Genomic DNA, 19015 nt, shown 5'->3' on the forward strand with positions numbered 1-19015 from the left:
ACCACCGTACCCACCAACCGCAGTCGTCGACCGCCCGAACGCGTGGTTGGATTGACCCCATGGCCAAGCCAGCGATCTTGACCGTCGACGACGACCCCGCCGTCTCCCGCGCCGTCGCCCGCGACCTGCGCAGACAATACGGCGAGGACTACCGAATCGTCCGCGCCGACTCCGGCCAGGAAGCCCTCGACACCCTCAAAGAACTCAAACTCCGCGGCGAACAAGTCGCCGTCCTCCTCGCCGACTACCGCATGCCCGCCATGAACGGCCTGCAATTCCTCGAAGCCGCCATGGACCTCTTCCCCCGCGCCCGCCGCGTCCTGCTCACCGCCTACGCCGACACCGACGCCGCCATACAAGCCATCAACATCGTCGACCTCGACCACTACCTCCTCAAACCCTGGCACCCACCAGAAGAAAAGCTCTACCCCGTCATCGACGCCATGCTCGAAGCCTGGAAAGCCGCACCCGACCGCCCCAGCGCCGACGTCAAAATCGTCGGCCACCGCTGGTCCGCCCCCAGCTTCGCCGTCCGCGACTTCCTCGCCCGCAACATGATCTCCTACCGGTGGTACACCACCGACGACGCCGAAGGCCAACGCCTCCTCACCGCCGCCGGCCTCACCCCCAACGACGTCCCCCTCGTCGTCACCACCGAAGGCAAACCCCTCATCAACCCCACCGAAGCCGAACTCGCCACCCACGTCGGCCTCACCACCACCCCCACCACCGACTTCTACGACCTCGTCGTCGTCGGCGGTGGCCCCGCCGGCCTCGGCGCCGCCGTCTACGGCGCCAGCGAAGGACTCCGCACCGTCCTGCTCGAACAACGCGCCACCGGCGGCCAAGCCGGCCAATCCAGCCGCATCGAAAACTACCTCGGCTTCCCCGACGGCGTATCCGGCGCCCAACTCACCGACCGCGCCCGCCGCCAAGCCATCAAATTCGGCGCCGAACTCCTCACCGCCTGCCGCGCCACCCGCCTCGACATCCAAGGCAACACCCGCATCCTGCACTTCGAAGACGGCACCACCATCGCCTCCCACGCCGTCATCCTCGCCACCGGCGTCTCCTACCGCCGCCTCACCGCCCCCGGCCTCGAACACCTCCACGGCCGCGGCGTCTACTACGGCAGCGCCGCCACCGAAGCCCCCAGCTGCACCGACCAGGACGTCTACATCGTCGGCGGCGCCAACAGCGCCGGCCAAGCCGCCATGTTCTTCTCCCGCTACGCCCGCAACGTCCACCTCGTCATCCGCGCCCCCAACCTCAACGCCTCCATGTCCCAATACCTCATCGACCAGATCGCCGCCGTCCCCACCATCACCATCCACCCCTGCACCGAAATCGCCGCCGCCCACGGCGAAGAACACCTCGAACACCTCGAACTACGCCCCGTCGACGGCGGCCCCAGCCGAACCGTCCCCGCCACCTGGCTCTTCATCTTCATCGGCGCCGAACCCCGCACCGACTGGCTCGACGGCACCGTCGCCCGCGACCCCCGCGGCTTCGTCCTCACCGGCCCCGACCTCCTCACCGGCGACGAACCACCCCCCGGCTGGCACCTCCCCCGCGACCCCTACCACCTCGAATCCAACGTCCCCGGCGTCTTCGCCGCCGGCGACGTACGCGCCGACTCCGTCAAACGCGTCGCCTCCGCCGTCGGCGAAGGCGCCATGGCCGTCTCCCTCGTCCACCGGTACCTCCTGGAGGGCCAATGACCACCAACACCGACGGCCGCCGCCTCACCCCCGACGAACTGCGCCAGCTCTTCCTCTTCGAACACCTCGACAACACCCAGCTCGACTGGATCGCCACCCGAGGCTGGGCCGTCACCCACCCCGCCGGCGACACCGTCTACACCGAAGGCGAACCCGCCACCTGCTTCGTCGTCCTCGTCAACGGCACCGTCTCCCTCAGCCGCAACATCCGCGGCGACGACGTCGAACTCTCCCGCACCGACCAACAAGGCGTCTACGGCGGCGCCACCCAGGCCTACCTCGGCGACCAGGTCCCCCAGCTCTACCTCAACACCATGCACGCCATCACCGACGCCGAGGTCTACGAAATCCCCGCCGCCGAATTCGGCCCCACCATCCGCCAATGGTTCCCCATGGCCATGCACCTGCTCGAAGGCCTCTTCTTCGGCATGCGCAACAGCAACAACGCCGTCGCCGAACGCGAACGCCTCCTCGCCCTGGGCTCCCTCTCCGCCGGCCTCACCCACGAACTCAACAACCCCGCCGCAGCCGCCGTCCGCGCCACCGCCGTCCTCCGCGACAAAATCGCCGGCATGCGCCACAAGCTCGCCCTCATCGCCGACGGCCGCCTCAACGGCGAACAACTCCACGGCCTCGTCGAACTCCAGGAAACCGCCGTCAAAAAGGCCGCCAACGCCCCCAAACGCAGCGCCCTGGAAACCAGCGACGCCGAGGACGCCATCGGCGACTGGCTCGACGACCACAACGTCAGCGGCGCCTGGGACATCGCCGCCACCCTCGTCGCCGGCGGCGTCGACGTCCCCTGGCTCGAAGACATCAACGCCTGCATCGGCGACCTCGACCTCGAACCCGCCGTCCGCTGGCTCACCTACACCATCGAAACCGAACTGCTCATGGGCGAGATCGAAGACGCCGTCGCCCGCATCTCCGGCCTCGTCGGCGCCGCCAAGCAGTACTCCCAGCTCGACCGCGGCCCCTTCCAGATCGTCGACGTCCACGAACTGCTCGACGCCACCCTCATCATGCTCAACGCCAAGATCCCCCAGGGCATCCGCGTCGTCACCAACTACGACCGCGACCTGCCCACCATCCCCGCGTACGCCGCCGAGCTCAACCAGGTCTGGACCAACCTCATCGACAACGCCGTCTCCGCCATGCAGGGCAGCGGCACCCTGACCATCACCACCAGCCTCGACCCCACCGGCGACTGCCTCGCCGTCGAGATCGCCGACACCGGCACCGGCATCCCGCCCGACGTACGCCCCCGCATCTTCGAACCCTTCTTCACCACCAAGCCCGTCGGCGAGGGCACCGGCCTCGGCCTCGACATCAGCTACCGCATCGTCGTCAAGAAGCACCACGGCGACATCCGCGTCACCTCCGAGCCCGGCGACACCCGCTTCACCGTCGTCCTGCCGCTCCAGGAACGCCACTGACCCTGCACCCTCAGAGCGGCTGGCCCTCGGCGGGCAGCCGCTCTTTTGTTGGTGCAGTCCGGCGCGAAGCGCCGGCCCTTCTTTGAAGGCGTGCCGACAGGCACGCTGCCTAAGGCGTCCTAGGATGCTAGGATAAGACCCAAAAGCCGGATGGCTCCGGCCCGCGCAACCAGGGGCCGTTGCTCCCGTCAGCGCCTGGTCTGGGTCGATCAGAGCGAAGCCGCATCGAGCCAGACTGGGCGAACCGGTCGGCCCTGGGGGGCCTCCCTGCCGGCTCCGCCGTGCCAAGACCGCAGTCCGCACCCATCCGTACGAATGAGCACGCGGGGGGCCATCCAGGGGTGGGCGACACGGACCCCGAACTGCAGCACCGGATGCGCCTCGAGCTCGCCTCCACCTCCGCGGCCAACCGGACGAAGTCGCGCGGCCTGACGAAGCTCGGTGCTACGCCGCAGGACGACTCTGGCCTACCCGGAGAGCAAGAGTTCTGCGGCTTGACGCGGAGCTTCCCGCCTGCGTGCGCGGTGCGATCGGACGCTCCGCGCGTACGGCGTCCTAGGATACTAGGTTGAGTCCGGCAGCAGAGGGACCGTCGGGCCCTGGCCACGGCCCAGCAGCGACGCGCGCGTCAGGGCCGCCGACCCGAACCGGTCCCGGACCTTGTCCAGCGCCGAGTCCAGCTCCGCCCCCGACGTGACCTCGAACGGCAGCTCCAGCTGCAGCGACCCGTCGTCGTCGAGGTTCGACACCGCGATCCCCACCAGCGTCAGCCCCCGCTTGGCGATGTCGGAGACGGAGGCGGAGTGCAGCCGCCGTACCGCATCCAGCAGCGTCTGCGTGTGCGAGGTCGGCCGGACCAGGGTGTGCGACCGCGTCACCCGCGCGAAGTCCGCGAAACGCAGCCGCAGCACCACGGTCCGCCCCGTGCGCCCGGCCGCCCGCATCCGCCGCGACACCCGGTCGACGAGGTCGGCCAGGACCGCCTCCACGAACGCCTGCGGGTGCGGGCCACGGCCCAGGGCCCGCTGCGCGCCGATCGAGCGCCGCCGGCGGCCCACCACGACCGGCCGCGGGTCCCGGTTGTGGGCCAGGGCGTGCAGGTGCCGGCCCTGCCCCTCGCCCAGCAGCGACACCAGCGTCGCCTCGCCGAGCCGGGCCACCTGCCCGACCGTGGACACCCGGTGCGCGTGCAGCTTCGCCGCCGTCACCTTGCCCACGCCCCACAGCCGCTCCACCGGCAGCCGGTGCAGGAACGCCAGCTCCTCGTCCGGCGGCACGAGCAGCAGCCCGTCCGGCTTGGCGACCCCACTGGCCACCTTGGCCAGGAACTTCGTGCGCGCCACGCCGACCGTGATGGCCAGCCCGACCTCGGCCCGGACCCGCTGCCGCAGCCGCTCGGCGATGTCCATCGGCGCCCCGGCGATGCGGTACAGCCCGCCGACGTCCAGGAACGCCTCGTCGATCGACAGCCCCTCCACCACCGGGGTCGTGTCCCGGAAGATGGCGAACACCGCCTTCGACGCCGCCGAGTACGCCGACATCCGCGGCGGCACCACGACCGCGTCCGGGCATAGCGCCCGGGCCTGCCGCCCGCCCATCGCGGTGCGCACCCCGCGCCGCTTCGCCTCGTAGCTGCACGCCAGGACCACACCCCCGCCGACGATCACTGGCCGGCCGCGCAGGCGCGGGTCGTCGCGCTGCTCCACGGACGCGTAGAAGGCGTCCAGGTCAGCGTGGAGGATGTGCGCGTCCGACACGAACATATGTTCGCATAGCCGCGCCCCTGGGCGCACGGACCTTAAGGGAACATTGACGTTCTTGACTTCCCTGCATCCCCGCCTCGAAACTGACAGGAAACTTTCCTAAAGGAGGGAACGAGTGCACCCCACCAGGCTTCTCGCCGCCACTCTGCTCCTCGCCGGGGCCGCGGTCGCGGTCCCGGTCTCCACCGCCCAGGCCGCCACACCGGGCCTCACCGCCGCGTTCTCGGCCGCGGACTACGGCAGCTACTGGGTCGACAAGTACATCGTCACCAACCCCACCGCCGCGTCCATCACCGGCTGGACGCTCGAGTTCGACGTGCCCGCGGGCCTCAACGTCGGCCAGGGCTACAACGGCGCCGTCACCCGCACCGGCAACCACGTCACCGTCGTCAACGAGCACTACAACGGCACCGTCGCGGCCGGCAAGAACACCGAGCCGTACAGCTTCTGGTTCATCGCCACCGGCACCAACACCGCCCCGCTGAACTGCCGCATCAACGGCAACAAGTGCGACGGCAGCGCCGACCGGGCCCCCGGCGTGCCCACCGGCGTCACCGTCAGCAGTCGCACCACGAAGACCGTCTCCCTGGCCTGGACCGCCGCCGCCGCGACCGACTTCCCGATCGCCGGCTACGACATCTACCAGGGCGGCACCCTCAAGACCAGCGTCACCGGCACCGCCGCCACCGTCACCGGCCTCAACCCGAACACCGGCTACTCGTTCACGGTCCGGGCCCGCGACACCCGCGGCAACGTCTCCGCCGACAGCGCCGCGGTCAGCGCCACCACGCTCAACCCGGCCGACGACACCACCGCCCCGCCCGCGCCGGGCAACCTGCACGCCGTCGGCAAGACCGCGGTCAGCGTCAGCCTGGCCTGGAACGCCGTCACCGACCCCAGCGGCATCGCCGGCTACGACGTCTACGCCGACGGCGCCCTCAAGGCCTCCGTCACCACCACGTCGGCGACCGTCACCGGGCTCGCCCCGCTGACCGCCTACTCGTTCACGGTCAAGGCCCGCGACACCTACGACAACGCCTCCCCGGCCAGCGCCGCGCTGCCGGTGACCACCGACGACTCGGTCGGCAACGGCGCCTACGCCAAGGTCGGGTACTTCGTGCAGTGGGGCATCTACGGCCGGCAGTACTTCGTGCGCAACCTCGACACGTCCGGCGCCGCGGCCAAGCTCACCCACCTCAACTACGCCTTCGCCAACCTCGACCCGGTCAACCTCACCTGCCTGCAGGGCGTGACCCGCGGTACCACCGCGAATCCCCAGGACCCCGACCAGGGCACCGGGGCCGGGGACGCCGACGCCGACTACGGCCGCCCGTTCGCCGCCGCCCAGTCCGTCGACGGGGTCGCCGACACCGGCTGGGAGACCCTGCGCGGCAACTACAACCAGCTGCGCAAGCTCAAGGCCAAGTACCCGAACCTGAAGGTCCTCATCTCCATCGGCGGCTGGACGTACTCCAAGTTCTTCGCCGACGCCGCCGCCACCCCCGCCTCGCGGCAGAAGTTCGTGGCGTCCTGCATCGACATGTACATCAAGGGCAACCTGCCCGCGTACAACGGCGCCGGCGGCCCGGGCAGCGCGGCCGGCATCTTCGACGGCATCGACCTCGACTGGGAGTGGCCGGGCGCCGAGGGCCACGCCGGCAACCACTACGGCGCCGCCGACAAGGCCAACCTGCTCGCCCTGACCGCCGAGTTCCGCAAGCAGCTCGACGCCCTCGGCGGCAAGCGCTACCTGCTCACCGCGTTCACCCCCGCCGACCCGGTGAAGCTCGCCGCCGGCTGGGACGTGACCAAGGCCGACGGCACCCCGAGCGTGTTCGACTACCTCGACTTCGCCAACGTCCAGGGGTACGACTTCCACGGGGCCGGCAGCGACAACTCGTGGGAGCCCAACCGCACCGGGCACCAGGGCAACCTCTACGCCGACGCCCAGGACCCGTACTCGTTCACGTTCTCCGTCGACCGGGCCGTCAAGGCCTACACCGACCAGGGCGTCAACCCGCGCCAGCTCACCGTCGGCTTCGCCTTCTACGGCCGCGGCTGGCAGGGCGTGGCGTCCGGACCGGCCGGCACCAACGGCGAGTGGCAGACCGCGACCGGGGCCGCCCCCGGCCAGTTCGCGGAGGAGGCCGGCACCCGCGGCTACGCCAACCTCCTGGCCATGGTCCCCGGCTGCACCGTCTACCACGACACCCAGTCCGTCGCCACGTACTGCTACACCGGCAACAACGGCCAGTGGTGGACGTTCGACGACACCTGGTCGATCGGCCAGAAGACCGCCTGGCTCAAGCAGCAGAACCTGCTCGGCGGCATGATCTGGGAGATGTCCGGCGACACCACGTCGGGCACCCTGATGAACGCCCTGGCCGGCGGCCTCTAGCCCGGCCGGGCTCGCCGGCGGGCGCGCACCTGCGCCCGCCGGCGAGTCATCCGGCCCCGCGCGGCGGGAGCCCCGCCGCCCGGTACACGTCGTCGATCACGCGCATGGTCCGCACCGAGTCCTCCGGCGGCGTCAGGTTCGTGTCCCCGCCCGCCACCGCCGCGGCGAACGCCCGCAGCTGGTAGGAGTACGTCGTCGCGCCGGGCACCCGCTCGTGGCTGGTCCTGCCGTTGCGGTGCACCGTGAGCCGGTGGAAGGCACTGGGCGCCAGATAGTTGAAGATCCTCAGCGATCCCTCGCTGCCGGTGTACCGCGCGGAGACGTTCAGCAGGTGCCGCGACCACATGCTGGCGACGGTCCGCCCGCTCGCCCCGCCCGGGAACCGGTACTCGGCGACCATCGCCCGGTCCACCTTCGGCTTCTGCAGCAGCGCCCGGGCCGACGTCACCTCGGGCTCCGCTCCCCCGAGCGTGCGCAACGCGTGCACCGCGTAACACCCGGCGTCCATCATCGCCCCGCCGGCCAGCCCGTAGTCGTACCGGATATCGCTGAACCGCGGCAACGGAAAACACAGCGCCGTGTCGATGCTGCGCGGCTCGCCGAGCGTGCCGGCGATCTCCAGCGCACGGGCGAACACCGGGTGGTACCGATAGTGGAACGCCTCCATGACGACGAGCCCGGCCCTGCTCGCCACCCCCGCCACCGTCTCGGCCTCGGCCGCGTTGGCGGTGAACGGCTTCTCGCACAGTACGTGCTTGCCGGCCTCGAGCGCCGCGATCGTCCACCGCGCGTGCAGCCCGTTGGGCAGCGGCACGTACACGGCGTCGATCCCCGGGTCGGCGAGCAGCTCGGCATACCCGCCGTGCACCCGCCCGATCCCGTGCCGCCGCGCGAACGCCTCCGCCTTGCCCCGGTCCCGCGCCGCCACGGCCGCCACCTGAACCCCGGGCACCGACCGGGCCGGCTCGATGAGCGCCGCGGGCGCGATCCGGGCGGCGCCGAGCACCCCGATGCGCAGCATGCCGCCACGGTACCGCGCCCGCCCCGATATCCTTCCGCCGTGGCCCATGTGATCACCCTCGATCCGGTGGCGCCCCACCAGGCCCGCGTCGACGAGTTCCTGGGCCCGGGCGTGTTCCGCAAGACGATCTGGGACTACGACGACGCCGTCGGCCGCATGCGCGGCACCGTGGCGGCCGCCGGCGACGAGGTCGCGCTGTCCTTCGTGGTCGTCATCGGCAACATGCTGCGGTCGTGGCGCACGAGCTGGTGCGGGGCCGCGCTGCTCGCCGACCTCAACCGGCGTGCCCTGCCGTGGCGGCCCGCGGACGTCGCGATGCTGTTCGGGTTCATCGGCGACCTGGACGACCGCAACGTCCCGCTCCTGGTGCGGGCGGCGACCGGCGCCGCCGGGCGACTCGACCCGGCCGGCCGCGGGTCGCTCGCGCCGCTGGCCCGGGCCGCGCTCGCCGACCTGGACCGGCGCGAGTCCCTGACGTCAGCCGAGCGGACCCGCCTCCGGGCGCTGCTGCGAGCCCTGCTGGCCGACGCCGACCTCGTCCACGGCGGCGACGGCTGGGGCCGGGCCGCCCTGCCACTGCTGCGCACGGCCACCGGCGCCGCGCCGTTCGTCGCACACCTCGAACGCGCCGCGCCGACCCCCACGGCGGCGTGGTTCGCCCGCGCCGCGGCCCTGCTGGAGCCTCTCCTGGTCCACGACCTCCTGGCCGCCGTCGCGGACGGCGATCCGTCCGACTTCGCGGACGCGGCCGGGGACTTCGCGCCGCGCTGGGTCGGGCCGGACAACGCCCTGGTGGTGCGCGGCCTGCTCTGGTCGGCCTGCGCGCTGGGCGCCGATCCCGTTCTCGGCGCCGAGGCCGCGGTGGCGCCGATCCACCGCACCGCCACCCTCGGCCGCGCGGTCGGCGAGCGGGTCGTGCACGCCGCGATCGCGGTCCTGGCCCGGCTCGGGCAGCCGGGCACCGCCGCGCTGCACGACCTCCAGCGGACCGTCCGGCAGCCACCGCGCACGGCCCGGCTCGTCGCCCGCATGCTCACCGGGTCCGCCGGGCGTTCCTGACCGCTACGACTGGCGCAGGGCGCGCAGGGCGCGTTCGGAGGATGAGCCGGCCGCGGCCGTGATGAAGACGACCTGCTGGTCGTCGTCCGGGACGGTCAGGACGTCGCAGTGCAGGTCCAGCAGGAAGCGGCGCCGGGCCAGGTTCGGGGCCCGACGCAGGTCGCCCAGCAGGGCCTCGGCCAACGGGTTCCAGGCGAAGCGTCCCAGCTCGGCGCGCGCCATGCCATCGCCCCTTTCGTGGCCCTTTCTGTACCTGGAACGGCCGCCACGACCTTGCCAGGCTCGTGCCATGAACTTTCCACGGCACTGGTCACCGGCGCCAACAAGGGCATCGGCTGGCACATCGCGCGGCAGCTGGCCGAGGCGGGGCTGACCGTCCTCGTCGGCTCCCGCGATCCCGGGCGCGGGGCGGAGGCCGCCGCCCGCATCGGCGGCGACCCGGCGCGGCCGCTCGTGCTGGATGTGACCGACGGGGCGGGCATCGCCGCGGCGGCGGCCGGCGTCGAGCGGCTCGACATCCTGGTCAACAATGCCGGCGTCATGGTCGACGGGGCCACGGCGCCGGAGGCGTCGGTCGAGTCGTTCCGCCGGACGTACGAGACCAACGTGTTCGGGGCGCTCGCCGTCACCAACGCGTTCCTGCCGGCGCTGCGGCGCTCGGCGCATCCGCGGATCGTGAACATCTCCAGCGGGACCGGGTCGCTCGGCTGGAGCGCCGGGGAGGAGTTCCCGTCGGCGGGCGGGGCGGCGTACCGGTCGTCGAAGGCCGCGCTCAACGCCCTGACGATCTTCTACGCGCGGGCGCTGCCGGAGTTCCGGGTCAACGCGCTCGCGCCCGGGCTGCGGCGCACCGATCTGGCGCCGCGGGCGGCGTCGGCCGCGGCCGGGGACCCGGCGGAGGCGGCGGCCGCCGCGGTACGCCTGGCCACCCTGCCCGACGACGGGCCGACGGGCGGCTTCTACTCGTGGGACGGCACCCCGGCCGCCTGGTGAAGGCCGTGAAACTGGCCGACCGCGGCCCGCACGCCCGGGGCCAGGGCGGTGTCATAGGCGGGATCGGGTTCGGCGCCGGCGGCCGCGATGACGGTACTGAAGAAGCACCGCGCCGCAGCCGTCAGCGCCACGTCCAGGATCTCCGGGTCGGTGAGCCCCAGCCCGCGCAGCACCCGGACGTGCTCCGCGGTCACCGAGTTCGGGTCGCCGGCCACCCGGTCGGCGAAGTCCATCACGGCCACGTCGACCTCGGACAGCCCGGCGGCGTGGTGGTCCGCGGCGATGCGCTCGAGGGCCTCGTCGTCGTAGAACCGGTCGCGCAGCACCTTGGCGTGGGCCAGGGAGCAGTACCGGGAGCGCAGCCGCCGGGCCGCGGCGAAGGTGGCCAGCTCGAAGCGGCGCAGGTCCATGGTGGACTTCACGGCGGCGCCGAGCGCCTGCCAGGCCTCCAGCGCCGCCGGGCGCAGCGCCAGGACGCGGGTGTAGTTGGCGACGTACCCGAAGCGGGCGCGGTCCGCGTCGTAGAGCCGCGCGGCGGCGGGGTCGGTCATCGGCGGCGGTTCGAGGTGCGACATGCCGGCACGCTAGCTCGCGATCGGCGCGGCGCGAATGGGCAGACTTGCCCATGTTGGCGGGTGGGTTAGGTTGGTTCGCGTGCGGGTGCTCATGATTGCGCCGCCTGGCGCGGGCAAGGGAACACATGGCGCGGTGATCGCCGAGCACTTCGGCCTGGACCACATCGCCATCGGCGACCTGTTGCGGCGCAACGTGTCCGAGGGCACGGAGCTGGGCCGGCGGGTCGAGCCCCTCCTGGCCCGCGGCGAGCTCGTCCCCGACGACATCGTGCTGGAGCTGACCCGTCAGGGCCTGGCCGCGGCGAAGGCGGCCGGCCACGGCTACGTCCTCGACGGCGTCCCCCGCACCATGGCCCAGGCCCTGGCCGCCTACCGCATCGGCCTGCGGCTGGGCATGACCGCCGACGTGGCCCTGCACCTGGCGGCCGACGACGACGAGCTGCTGCGCCGCCTGCTGAAGCGGGCCGAGACCGAGCACCGCGCCGACGACACCGAGCCGGTGATCCGCCAGCGGCTGCGCTTCTACCGCGACGTCACCCAGCCGGTCCTGCAGTTCTACGCCCGCCGCCGCATCCTGCTCACCGTCGACGCCGAGCGCCCGGTCGAGGCGGTCAGCGCCGACGTCATCGCCGCCCTGCAGGAGCGGGCGGCATGACATCGCGCTCGTCGTGGTGTTGTGCGTCGCGGACGCGGATCACACCATGTGCCCGGCGATGGTCAAGGGGGGCGTGATCGGCCGCCGCGAGGCGCGGGGCTACCTGGCCCTCGTGGAAACGCCCGACGCCGAGGTGAGACGGGCGCATACTGTCGACGGGTGAACGCTGAGACGCTGCTGCTGCTCTGCCTCGGGGCCGTCGCGATCATCGCCGGAGTCCGCTGGCTCGGAGAGCGCACCGGCCTCCCGGCGGCCGCGCTGCTGCCGGTGATCGGCATCGCCTACGCGCTGCTGCCCGGCCCCAACATCCCGCTCGACCCGCACATCGTGCTCACGTTCGTGCTGCCGCCGCTGCTGTACAGCGCCGCGCTGGACTCGTCGCTGCTGGCGATCCGGGCCAACCTGCGCATCGTGATCGGGCTCTCGGTGCTGCTGGTGTTCGCCACCGCGCTGCTGATCGGGGCCGGGTTCGCGCTGTTCGTCACCGGGGCCACGCTCGCGGCGGGGGTGGCCGTCGGGGCGGCGGTGGCGCCGCCCGACCCGGTGGCGGCGCTCGCGGTCGGGCGCAAGGTCGGGCTGCCGCCCCGGCTGGTCACGATCATCCAGGGCGAGGGCTTGCTCAACGACGCCACCGCGCTGACGCTGCTCAACGTGGCGGTCGCGGCGGCCGTGGGCGGGGCGTACTCGACGCCGCTGGCGGCCGGGCTGTTCGTGTTCGCCGCGGTCGGCGGGACCGCCGTCGGGCTTGGCGTCGCGTACCTGCTGCGGCTGCTGCGCCCGGTCGCCCGCGATCCGCTGCTGGCCAACGCGATCTCCCTCGCCACGCCGTTCGTCGCCTACCTGATCGGCGAGGAGCTGCACGTCTCCGGGGTGCTCGCGGTGGTCGTCGCCGGGCTCGTCGTCGGGCACGACGCCCCGCGGTCCACCACCGGCGCCGGGCGGCTGCAGACCGGCGCGGTCTGGCGGCTGGCCGACTTCCTGCTGGAGGGGATCGTGTTCCTGCTCATCGGCCAGCAGCTGCCCACGGTGGTGCGGGGGCTCCAGCATTACGCCATGAGCACCATCGTGACCGCGGTGGCCATCTCCGTGGGGGTGACGCTGCTGCTGCGGCCCGTGTGGCTGATCCTCACGCAGGCCGCCCACCTGCTGCTGCGCCGCGAGGACGAGGGCCTCAGCGGGCGGGAGATCACGGCGCTGAGCTGGGCCGGGACGCGCGGCGTGATCAGCCTCGCGGCGGTGTTCACCATCCCGCTCACCACCGACGCCGGTGCGCCGTTCCCCGACCGGGACCTGCTGCTGTTCTGCACGTTCGTGGTGGTGCTCGTCACGCTGGTCGGGCAGGGGCTCACGTTCGCGCCGCTGGTGCGGGCGCTGGGGCTGAAGGCCAACGAGGTGGATGAGGCCCGGCAGCGCAACGAGGCGCGGGCCGCGGCCGTGCAGGCGGCCCTGGACCGGCTGGACGAGCTGGAGCGGGAGGAGCCGGACGAGGCGCCGGTGGTGGCGCAGCTGCGCGGCAAGCTGCAGGGGCGGCTGCGCCGCTACCAGCACCGCCTCGACGTGCTCTCGGCCGCCGAGTCCGACGAGGTGCCGACGTCGCAGCGGTACGAGTCGGCGCTGCGGGTGCAGAAGATCGCCATCGAGGCCCAGCGGGAGGAGCTGCTGCGCTGGCGTGACGCCGGCAACCTCCCCGACGAGGGCCTGCGCCGCCTGGAGCGGGAGCTCGACCACGAGGAACGCATCCTGCCCGAGCGACCCTGATAAACCCATCGGCTGAGTGGGATTGACGAGCGACGGCCACCTTCACTACATTACCTACTCAATAAGTAGGCTACATAGACTTTCGAAGGATGGATGGCCCCGTGAAGCTGCGCACCCGCATGCTCGCCGTCAGTGCCGCGCTCCTGGTGACCGGGATCGCGCTGGGCGGCTGCGCCGGCACCGCGAACAGCTCCAGCGAAGGCGGCAGCGGCGACGAAGTGACCCTCGCGCTGGTCGCCTACTCCACCCCGCAGGCCGCGTACGAGCAGCTCATCGCCGCGTTCCAGAAGACCGACGCGGGCAAGAAGGTCAAGTTCACGCAGTCCTACGGCGCCTCCGGCGACCAGAGCCGCGCGGTGGCCAGCGGGCTCAAGGCCGACCTCGTGGCCTTCTCGCTGGAGCCCGACATCACCCGCCTGGTCACCGCCAAGCTCGTCGACGCCTCGTGGAACTCGGACCAGTACAAGGGGATGATCACCGACTCGGTGGCGGTCATCGGCACCCGCAAGGGCAACCCGAAGAGCCTCAAGACGTGGGACGACCTGGCCAAGCCGGGCGTGCAGGTGCTCACCCCCAACCCGTTCACCTCGGGCGGGGCGAAGTGGAACATCCTCGCCGGCTACGGCGCCAAGTCGAAGAAGGGCACCGACAAGGACGCCGGCGCGGCCTACCTCGACGCCCTGTTCAAGAACGTCCCCGTGCAGGACAACAGCGGCCGCGCCTCGCTGCAGACGTTCACCAGCGGCAAGGGCGACGCGTTCATCTCCTACGAGAACGAGGCCCTCTTCGCCCAGAAGAACGGCCAGGCCGTGGACTACACCGTGCCGGACGACACGATCCTCATCGAGAACCCGATCGCGGTGACCACCAACAGCGCCCACCCGGCCGAGGCGAAGGCCTTCCTGGACTTCCTGCACACCCCGGCCGCGCAGAAGATCTACGCCGACAACGGCTACCGCCCGGTGGTCAAGGACGCCGGCGGCCCCTCCTTCCCCACCCCGTCCGGCCTGTTCACCATCGCCGACCTCGGCGGCTGGTCGAAGGTGAACAAGGAGCTGTTCGACCCGGGCCAGAGCGTCATGGCCTCCATCGAGCAGAAGCTCGGCATCTCGACCTCCGCGGCCCCGGCGGCGAGCGGGAGTGCGAAGGCCTCCGCGGCCCCCAGCGCCTCGGCCTCCAAGTAATGACCGCAACGACGGCAGTCAAGCCCACCGGGTCCGGCACCGCGCCGGGCCCGGCCGGGCCCGTGTTCCGCAAGCGCCGGCCCTACGGCACCGCGCTCGGCCTCGGCACGGCGGTGCTGTACCTGAGCCTCATCGTGCTCATCCCCCTCGCCGCCGTCGTCTGGCGCTCCACCGACGGCGGCTGGGACCGGTTCTGGGCGGCCGTGCGCACCCCGGACGCCTGGGCCGCGCTCGAGCTCACCGTCGGCGCGTCCCTCATCGTCGCGCTCGTCAACGTGGTGATGGGCACCGTGATCGCGTGGGTGCTGGTCCGCGACAAGTTCCCGGCCAAGGGCCTCGTCGACACCCTCATCGACCTGCCCTTCGCCCTGCCGACCATCGTCGCCGGCCTTGTGCTCCTGGCGCTGTACGGCACGAACAGCCCCCTGCACATCGACCTCGCCTACACCAGGGCCAGCGTCGGCGTCGCGCTGCTGTTCGTCACCCTGCCGTTCGTGGTGCGCACCGTGCAGCCCGTGCTCAAGGAGCTGGACCGGGACATGGAACAGGCCGCCTACTCCCTGGGCGCCTCACCCTTCACCACGTTCCGCCGGATCATCCTGCCCAACCTGGCCCCGGCCATGATCTCCGGCGCGGGCCTGGCCTTCACCCGGGCCATCGCCGAGTACGGCTCCACGAACCTGCTCACCGGCAGCATCCCGTTCCAGACCCAGGTGTCGGCGGTGAACATCTTCGGCCGCATCGAGAGCGACGACACCACGTCGGCCGCGGCCATCTCCACGGTGCTGCTGGTCGTCGCGTTCGTGGTGCTCGTCCTGCTCGACCTCTTCCAGCGTTGGAGCGCCCGCCGTGGCTAAGTACCCGCTGCGCATCCTGGCCCTGGTCTACCTGCTGTTCCTGCTCGTGCTGCCGGTCGGCCTGGTCCTGTGGCGCACGTTCGAGCACGGGCTGCGGCCGGTGATCGACACCCTGACGTCGGACAACGCCACCCACGCGTTCGCGGTCACCCTGTCGGTGGCGGTGTGGGCGGTGCTGGCCAACACCGTCTTCGGCATCGGCACCGCGATCCTGCTCGTGCGGCACAACTTCCCCGGCAAGCGGCTGCTGGGCGCGCTCATCGACCTGCCGCTCGCGGTGTCCCCCGTGGTCGTCGGGCTCGCCCTGATCCTGGTGTACGGCAAGTTCGCCCCCGTCGGCGGCTGGCTCGAGGACCACGGCGTCCAGGTCATCTTCTCCCTGCCCGGCATGGTCCTCGCGACGATCTTCGTGTCGCTGCCGCTCGTCGTGCGGGCCATCGTGCCCGTGCTGGAGGAGATGGGCGACGAGCAGGAGCAGGCCGCGCACACCCTGGGCGCGAACCGCCGGCAGACCTTCCTGCGCATCACCGTCCCCGGCATCCGGGCCGCCCTGGGCTACGGCGTGGTGCTGTGCCTGGCCCGGGCCCTCGGCGAGTACGGCGCCGTCGCGGTCGTCTCCGGCCGCCTGGTCGGGCAGACCCAGACCGCCACGCTGTACGTCGAGGAGCGCTACCAGAACTACCAGCAGACCGCGGCGTTCACCACCGCCGCCGTGCTGGCCCTGATCGCGATCGTCATCCTGCTCGTCACCAAGCTCCTGCGGCCGAAAGAGAACGACTGATGGCCATCGAAGTCCGCGACGTGAACAAGTCGTTCGGCAAGACCCCGGTCCTGCGCGACATCTCCATCGACATCGCCTCGGGCTCGCTCACCGCGCTGCTCGGCCCGAGCGGCGGCGGCAAGTCCACACTGCTGCGGGTGATCGCCGGCCTGGAGCAGCCCGACAGCGGCACCGTGCGGATCAACGAGGTCGACGCCACGCGGCTCACCCCGCAGCGGCGCAACGTCGGGTTCGTGTTCCAGCACTACGCGGCGTTCAAGCACATGACGGTGTACCGCAACGTCGCCTTCGGCCTCGAGGTCCGCCGCCGCCCGAAGGAGGACATCCGCAAGCGGGTCATGGAGCTGCTCGAGCTCGTCCACCTCGACCAGTTCGCCGACCGCTACCCGGCCCAGCTCTCCGGCGGGCAGCGCCAGCGCATGGCCCTGGCCCGGGCGCTGGCCCCGCAGCCGCAGGTGCTGCTGCTCGACGAGCCCTTCGGGGCCCTCGACGCCCAGGTCCGCAAGGAGCTGCGCACCTGGCTGCGGCGCCTGCACGACGAGGTCCACGTGACGACCGTCTTCGTCACCCACGACCAGGAGGAGGCCCTCGACGTCTCCGACGAGATCGTGGTGCTCGCCGACGGGATCGTGCAGCAGGTCGGCAGCCCGCACGAGATCTACGAGCACCCGGCCAACCCGTTCGTGATGAGCTTCCTCGGCCCGGTCACCCACCTCGGCGGCCACCTGGTCCGGCCGCACGACGTCGCCCTGTCCCGGGAGGCCTCCCCCGGCGCCACCGCGGCCGTCGTCACCCGGGTCGTGTCGCTCGGCTTCGAGGTGCGCATCGAGGCCAAGGCCGGCGACGTCGACGTCTGGGCCCAGCTGACCCGGGCCGGGGCGAAGGCCGTCGGCGTGCAGCCCGGCGACACGGTGTACCTCAGCCCGGAGACCGACGCCCGGACCCTCGCCGCCGCCTGAGGCGCCCCGCACATGCTGCCCAAGCGCATCGAGTACTCCATCCGGGCCCTCGTCGCCCTGGCCGGCGCCGCACCGCAGACGGTCAAGGCCCAGGACGTCGCCGACGCCCAGGACATCCCCTCCGGTTACGTGTACGACCTGCTCGCCGACCTGCGCCGCGCCGACCTCGTCCAGGTCCAGCGCGGCACGGGTGGCGGCTACCAGCTCGCCCACCCGCCGGCCGACCTGACCCTGGGCGAGATCGTGCGCCGCCTCGACGGCCCGGGCACCGACCCGCCGCCGGACGCCGACCGCTCCATCGAGCGCTTGCGCCACCTGTGGGAGCGGGCCAACCGGGTGCGCCTGGACTACCTGGACGCGGTCACCCTCGCCGACCTCATCAACCACCGCCCCCCGTGACCGGACCGGATCGGCTGCTCGAGCCCCTGATCCCCCGGGACCGCGAGCAGCTGCCCTGGGGGGGCAGCCCGGACCTGGACGCGTCCTCCGACTACTCCGAGAACTACGCCTATGCCGTGAACGTCGAGCGCCGTCTCGTCTTCTTCGCCACGCGCAACAACCACCCGGAGGGCTGAGGCCCGGCGGCGGTAACGGGGGAACCGCCGCCGGACGTTTCAGAGCTGCCCGTGGGTGCAGCCGGCGAGGTACCCGGCCAGGTGGGCGTGCGGGATGGCGGCGACGTAGGCGTGGCCCCAGGTCCAGGCCGGCACCAGGTAGTGGGTCGGGTTCTTGGTGATCTTGCCGGTGATGGCGAGGATGTGCGCGCCGACCGGGGTGCGGTGGCCCCACAGGCGGGTCGGGGCGGCCGGGGCCGGGGCGAAGGCGTCCGGCTTGGCCTCGGTGCCGTCGAGCCAGCCGTCGACACCGTTGACGAAGCCGTAGACGAACGGGCGCTCGCGGTCGAACTGGGCGTTGATCACGCCCACGGCGACGTCGACGGAGCCGGTCAGGGCGGTGTAGGTGCACGAGGCGGCGCCGACGACGGAGGTCATGATGGTGGCCAGGCCGGTCGGGTCGAGGGCGAGGTCGCCGTCCTTCTGGTAGATGACGGCGCTGTTGACCGCGGCCTGGTAGACCACCGACTCCGAGAAGGCCTCGTGGTAGGCGTCGTAGGAGACGTCGAGGTGGTCGGCGGCCCGGGTGACCAGCAGGCGGCGCTTGGCGTCGTCGGCGAGCTTGATGTGCCACTTGCGGCCCAGCTCGACAACCTCGACCTTGGCCGACGTCGGGTCGATGGAGAACGCGCACAGGTAGGCCGAGCGCCAGTCCTTGATCCGAAGGTGGAAGGCGAGCAGGTCGCCGATCGTCTGGGTGTCGAGCTCGGCGGCGAACTGCAGCGGCAGGTCGAACAGGTGCACCGGCGCGGCGTCCGGGCGGGTCCGGTAGTTGGCCGAGATGTCCTCCGAGGTCATCAGCTGCAGCTCGTACGCGGGCAGGGACCGCTCCTTGAGCAGCTTGCCCAGTGCCCGGGACAGGATGAAGTCGAGGGCGTACAACGGGTTCGGCGGGTCCAGGCCCAGGAGCCGCTCGTGGGAGACCTTGCGGTCCCACTGCTTGACCCGGCCGGTGAGCAGCTTCCCCTCCGGCACCACGGCGATCGTGTTGAACGGCCGGCTGCGGAAGACCGCGTCGAGCAGCTCGGCGAAGCGCGCCTTGTCGTCGGCGGCGAGCAGGCTGCGCACGACCGCGGCCATCCCGCACACCCCGAAGCTGCTCTGCTGCATCGCGTCGGGCTGGTCGAGCAGCGCCAGGGCCCGCGGGGCGTAGTCCTCGAACGCCGGCACCTCCGCCGCCAGCTTCGTCACGTGCCCCTTGGCCTCGGTCAGGTTCATCTCACGTCCCCCTCCACAACGGT

Annotated in this window: 18 protein-coding genes; 13 read left to right on the forward strand and 5 right to left on the reverse strand. The window is 71.9% G+C overall.

Annotation, left to right across the window (positions count from 1 at the left end; translation table 11 throughout):
* The first annotated feature begins 59 nt into the window (after positions 1-59).
* Positions 60-1721, forward strand: coding sequence for an NAD(P)/FAD-dependent oxidoreductase (locus tag ABD352_RS47930; RefSeq protein WP_344619310.1), 1662 nt, complete (start codon positions 60-62; stop codon positions 1719-1721).
* Positions 1718-3157, forward strand: coding sequence for an ATP-binding protein (locus tag ABD352_RS47935; RefSeq protein WP_344619311.1), 1440 nt, complete (start codon positions 1718-1720; stop codon positions 3155-3157). Before ABD352_RS47930 ends, ABD352_RS47935 begins: the two co-directional genes overlap by 4 nt.
* A 563-nt stretch (positions 3158-3720) precedes the next feature.
* Here ABD352_RS47935 and dinB read toward each other — a convergent pair.
* Complete coding sequence (gene dinB / locus ABD352_RS47940; protein WP_344619312.1) at positions 3721-4920, reverse strand: DNA polymerase IV; 1200 nt, start codon at positions 4918-4920, stop codon at positions 3721-3723.
* A gap of 115 nt (positions 4921-5035) precedes the next feature.
* Here dinB and ABD352_RS47945 point away from each other — a divergent pair, with 115 nt between their 5' ends.
* On the forward strand, positions 5036-7318 hold the full coding sequence (locus tag ABD352_RS47945; protein WP_344619313.1) for a glycosyl hydrolase family 18 protein: 2283 nt from the start codon (positions 5036-5038) through the stop codon (positions 7316-7318).
* A 46-nt stretch (positions 7319-7364) separates the two neighbouring features.
* Here ABD352_RS47945 and ABD352_RS47950 read toward each other — a convergent pair whose 3' ends face one another.
* Complete coding sequence (locus tag ABD352_RS47950; protein ID WP_344619314.1) at positions 7365-8339, reverse strand: Gfo/Idh/MocA family protein; 975 nt, start codon at positions 8337-8339, stop codon at positions 7365-7367.
* Positions 8340-8378: 39 nt separating this feature from the next.
* Between ABD352_RS47950 and ABD352_RS47955 the strand changes: the two genes are divergently transcribed.
* Entirely contained in the window at positions 8379-9398 is a 1020-nt protein-coding gene (locus ABD352_RS47955) for a hypothetical protein (protein ID WP_344619315.1), read from the forward strand.
* 3 nt (positions 9399-9401) lie between these two features.
* Here the strand turns inward: ABD352_RS47955 and ABD352_RS47960 are convergent, their stop codons facing one another.
* Positions 9402-9620, reverse strand: a complete 219-nt coding sequence (locus ABD352_RS47960; RefSeq protein ID WP_344619316.1) for a hypothetical protein — start codon at positions 9618-9620, stop codon at positions 9402-9404.
* Between the two features lie 15 nt (positions 9621-9635).
* On the opposite strand from ABD352_RS47960, the gene ABD352_RS47965 reads away from it, so the two are divergent.
* On the forward strand, positions 9636-10391 hold the full coding sequence (locus tag ABD352_RS47965) for an SDR family NAD(P)-dependent oxidoreductase (RefSeq protein WP_344619317.1): 756 nt from the start codon (positions 9636-9638) through the stop codon (positions 10389-10391).
* On the opposite strand, the gene ABD352_RS47970 is transcribed toward ABD352_RS47965, so the two are convergent.
* A complete protein-coding gene (locus tag ABD352_RS47970) occupies positions 10358-10966 on the reverse strand; it encodes a carboxymuconolactone decarboxylase family protein (RefSeq protein ID WP_344619318.1) in 609 nt (202 codons plus the stop codon). The genes ABD352_RS47965 and ABD352_RS47970 overlap by 34 nt on opposite strands.
* A 79-nt stretch (positions 10967-11045) precedes the next feature.
* Here ABD352_RS47970 and ABD352_RS47975 point away from each other — a divergent pair, with 79 nt between their 5' ends.
* The 8 genes from ABD352_RS47975 (at position 11046) to ABD352_RS48010 (ending at position 17735) form a co-directional block, all read left to right on the forward strand.
* A complete protein-coding gene (locus ABD352_RS47975; protein WP_344619319.1) occupies positions 11046-11621 on the forward strand; it encodes an adenylate kinase in 576 nt (191 codons plus the stop codon).
* A 159-nt stretch (positions 11622-11780) separates the two neighbouring features.
* Positions 11781-13379: a Na+/H+ antiporter gene (locus ABD352_RS47980; RefSeq protein WP_344619320.1), complete on the forward strand. Its 1599-nt coding sequence runs from the start codon at positions 11781-11783 to the stop codon at positions 13377-13379.
* Between the two features lie 89 nt (positions 13380-13468).
* Positions 13469-14563 carry a sulfate ABC transporter substrate-binding protein gene (locus ABD352_RS47985; protein WP_344619321.1) on the forward strand — a complete coding sequence of 365 codons (1095 nt, stop codon included), beginning with the start codon at positions 13469-13471 and terminating at the stop codon, positions 14561-14563.
* Positions 14563-15420 carry a sulfate ABC transporter permease subunit CysT gene (gene cysT, locus ABD352_RS47990; RefSeq protein ID WP_344619322.1) on the forward strand — a complete coding sequence of 286 codons (858 nt, stop codon included), beginning with the start codon at positions 14563-14565 and terminating at the stop codon, positions 15418-15420. Before ABD352_RS47985 ends, cysT begins: the two co-directional genes overlap by 1 nt.
* A complete protein-coding gene (locus ABD352_RS47995) occupies positions 15413-16201 on the forward strand; it encodes a sulfate ABC transporter permease subunit (protein WP_344619323.1) in 789 nt (262 codons plus the stop codon). The genes cysT and ABD352_RS47995 overlap by 8 nt, the downstream gene beginning before the upstream one ends.
* Positions 16201-17160: a sulfate/molybdate ABC transporter ATP-binding protein gene (locus tag ABD352_RS48000; protein WP_344619324.1), complete on the forward strand. Its 960-nt coding sequence runs from the start codon at positions 16201-16203 to the stop codon at positions 17158-17160. Before ABD352_RS47995 ends, ABD352_RS48000 begins: the two co-directional genes overlap by 1 nt.
* A 12-nt stretch (positions 17161-17172) precedes the next feature.
* Positions 17173-17559 (forward strand): RrF2 family transcriptional regulator, encoded by a 387-nt coding sequence (locus ABD352_RS48005; RefSeq protein WP_344619325.1) that lies wholly within the window; start codon positions 17173-17175, stop codon positions 17557-17559.
* Positions 17556-17735: a hypothetical protein gene (locus tag ABD352_RS48010; protein WP_344619326.1), complete on the forward strand. Its 180-nt coding sequence runs from the start codon at positions 17556-17558 to the stop codon at positions 17733-17735. Before ABD352_RS48005 ends, ABD352_RS48010 begins: the two co-directional genes overlap by 4 nt.
* A 39-nt stretch (positions 17736-17774) precedes the next feature.
* Here the strand turns inward: ABD352_RS48010 and ABD352_RS48015 are convergent, their stop codons facing one another.
* Positions 17775-18992, reverse strand: a complete 1218-nt coding sequence (locus ABD352_RS48015) for a hypothetical protein (RefSeq protein WP_344619327.1) — start codon at positions 18990-18992, stop codon at positions 17775-17777.
* Positions 18993-19015: the final 23 nt, after the last annotated feature.

The sequence above is a fragment of the Dactylosporangium salmoneum genome (assembly GCF_039532525.1).
Taxonomy (GTDB): Bacteria; Actinomycetota; Actinomycetes; order Mycobacteriales; family Micromonosporaceae; genus Dactylosporangium; species Dactylosporangium salmoneum.

Excerpts from the sequence above, each read along its gene's own strand:
- ABD352_RS47935 (WP_344619311.1), top strand. The coding sequence starts at position 1,718 with ATGACCACCAACACCGACGGCCGCCGCCTCACCCCCGACGAACTGCGC.
- ABD352_RS48015 (WP_344619327.1), bottom strand. The coding sequence starts at position 18,992 with ATGAACCTGACCGAGGCCAAGGGGCACGTGACGAAGCTGGCGGCGGAG.
- ABD352_RS47970 (WP_344619318.1), bottom strand. The coding sequence starts at position 10,966 with ATGTCGCACCTCGAACCGCCGCCGATGACCGACCCCGCCGCCGCGCGG.
- ABD352_RS47950 (WP_344619314.1), bottom strand. The coding sequence starts at position 8,339 with ATGCTGCGCATCGGGGTGCTCGGCGCCGCCCGGATCGCGCCCGCGGCG.
- cysT (WP_344619322.1), top strand. The coding sequence starts at position 14,563 with ATGACCGCAACGACGGCAGTCAAGCCCACCGGGTCCGGCACCGCGCCG.
- dinB (WP_344619312.1), bottom strand. The coding sequence starts at position 4,920 with ATGTTCGTGTCGGACGCGCACATCCTCCACGCTGACCTGGACGCCTTC.
- ABD352_RS48005 (WP_344619325.1), top strand. The coding sequence starts at position 17,173 with ATGCTGCCCAAGCGCATCGAGTACTCCATCCGGGCCCTCGTCGCCCTG.
- ABD352_RS47985 (WP_344619321.1), top strand. The coding sequence starts at position 13,469 with ATGGATGGCCCCGTGAAGCTGCGCACCCGCATGCTCGCCGTCAGTGCC.
- ABD352_RS47960 (WP_344619316.1), bottom strand. The coding sequence starts at position 9,620 with ATGGCGCGCGCCGAGCTGGGACGCTTCGCCTGGAACCCGTTGGCCGAG.
- ABD352_RS48000 (WP_344619324.1), top strand. The coding sequence starts at position 16,201 with ATGGCCATCGAAGTCCGCGACGTGAACAAGTCGTTCGGCAAGACCCCG.
- ABD352_RS47930 (WP_344619310.1), top strand. The coding sequence starts at position 60 with ATGGCCAAGCCAGCGATCTTGACCGTCGACGACGACCCCGCCGTCTCC.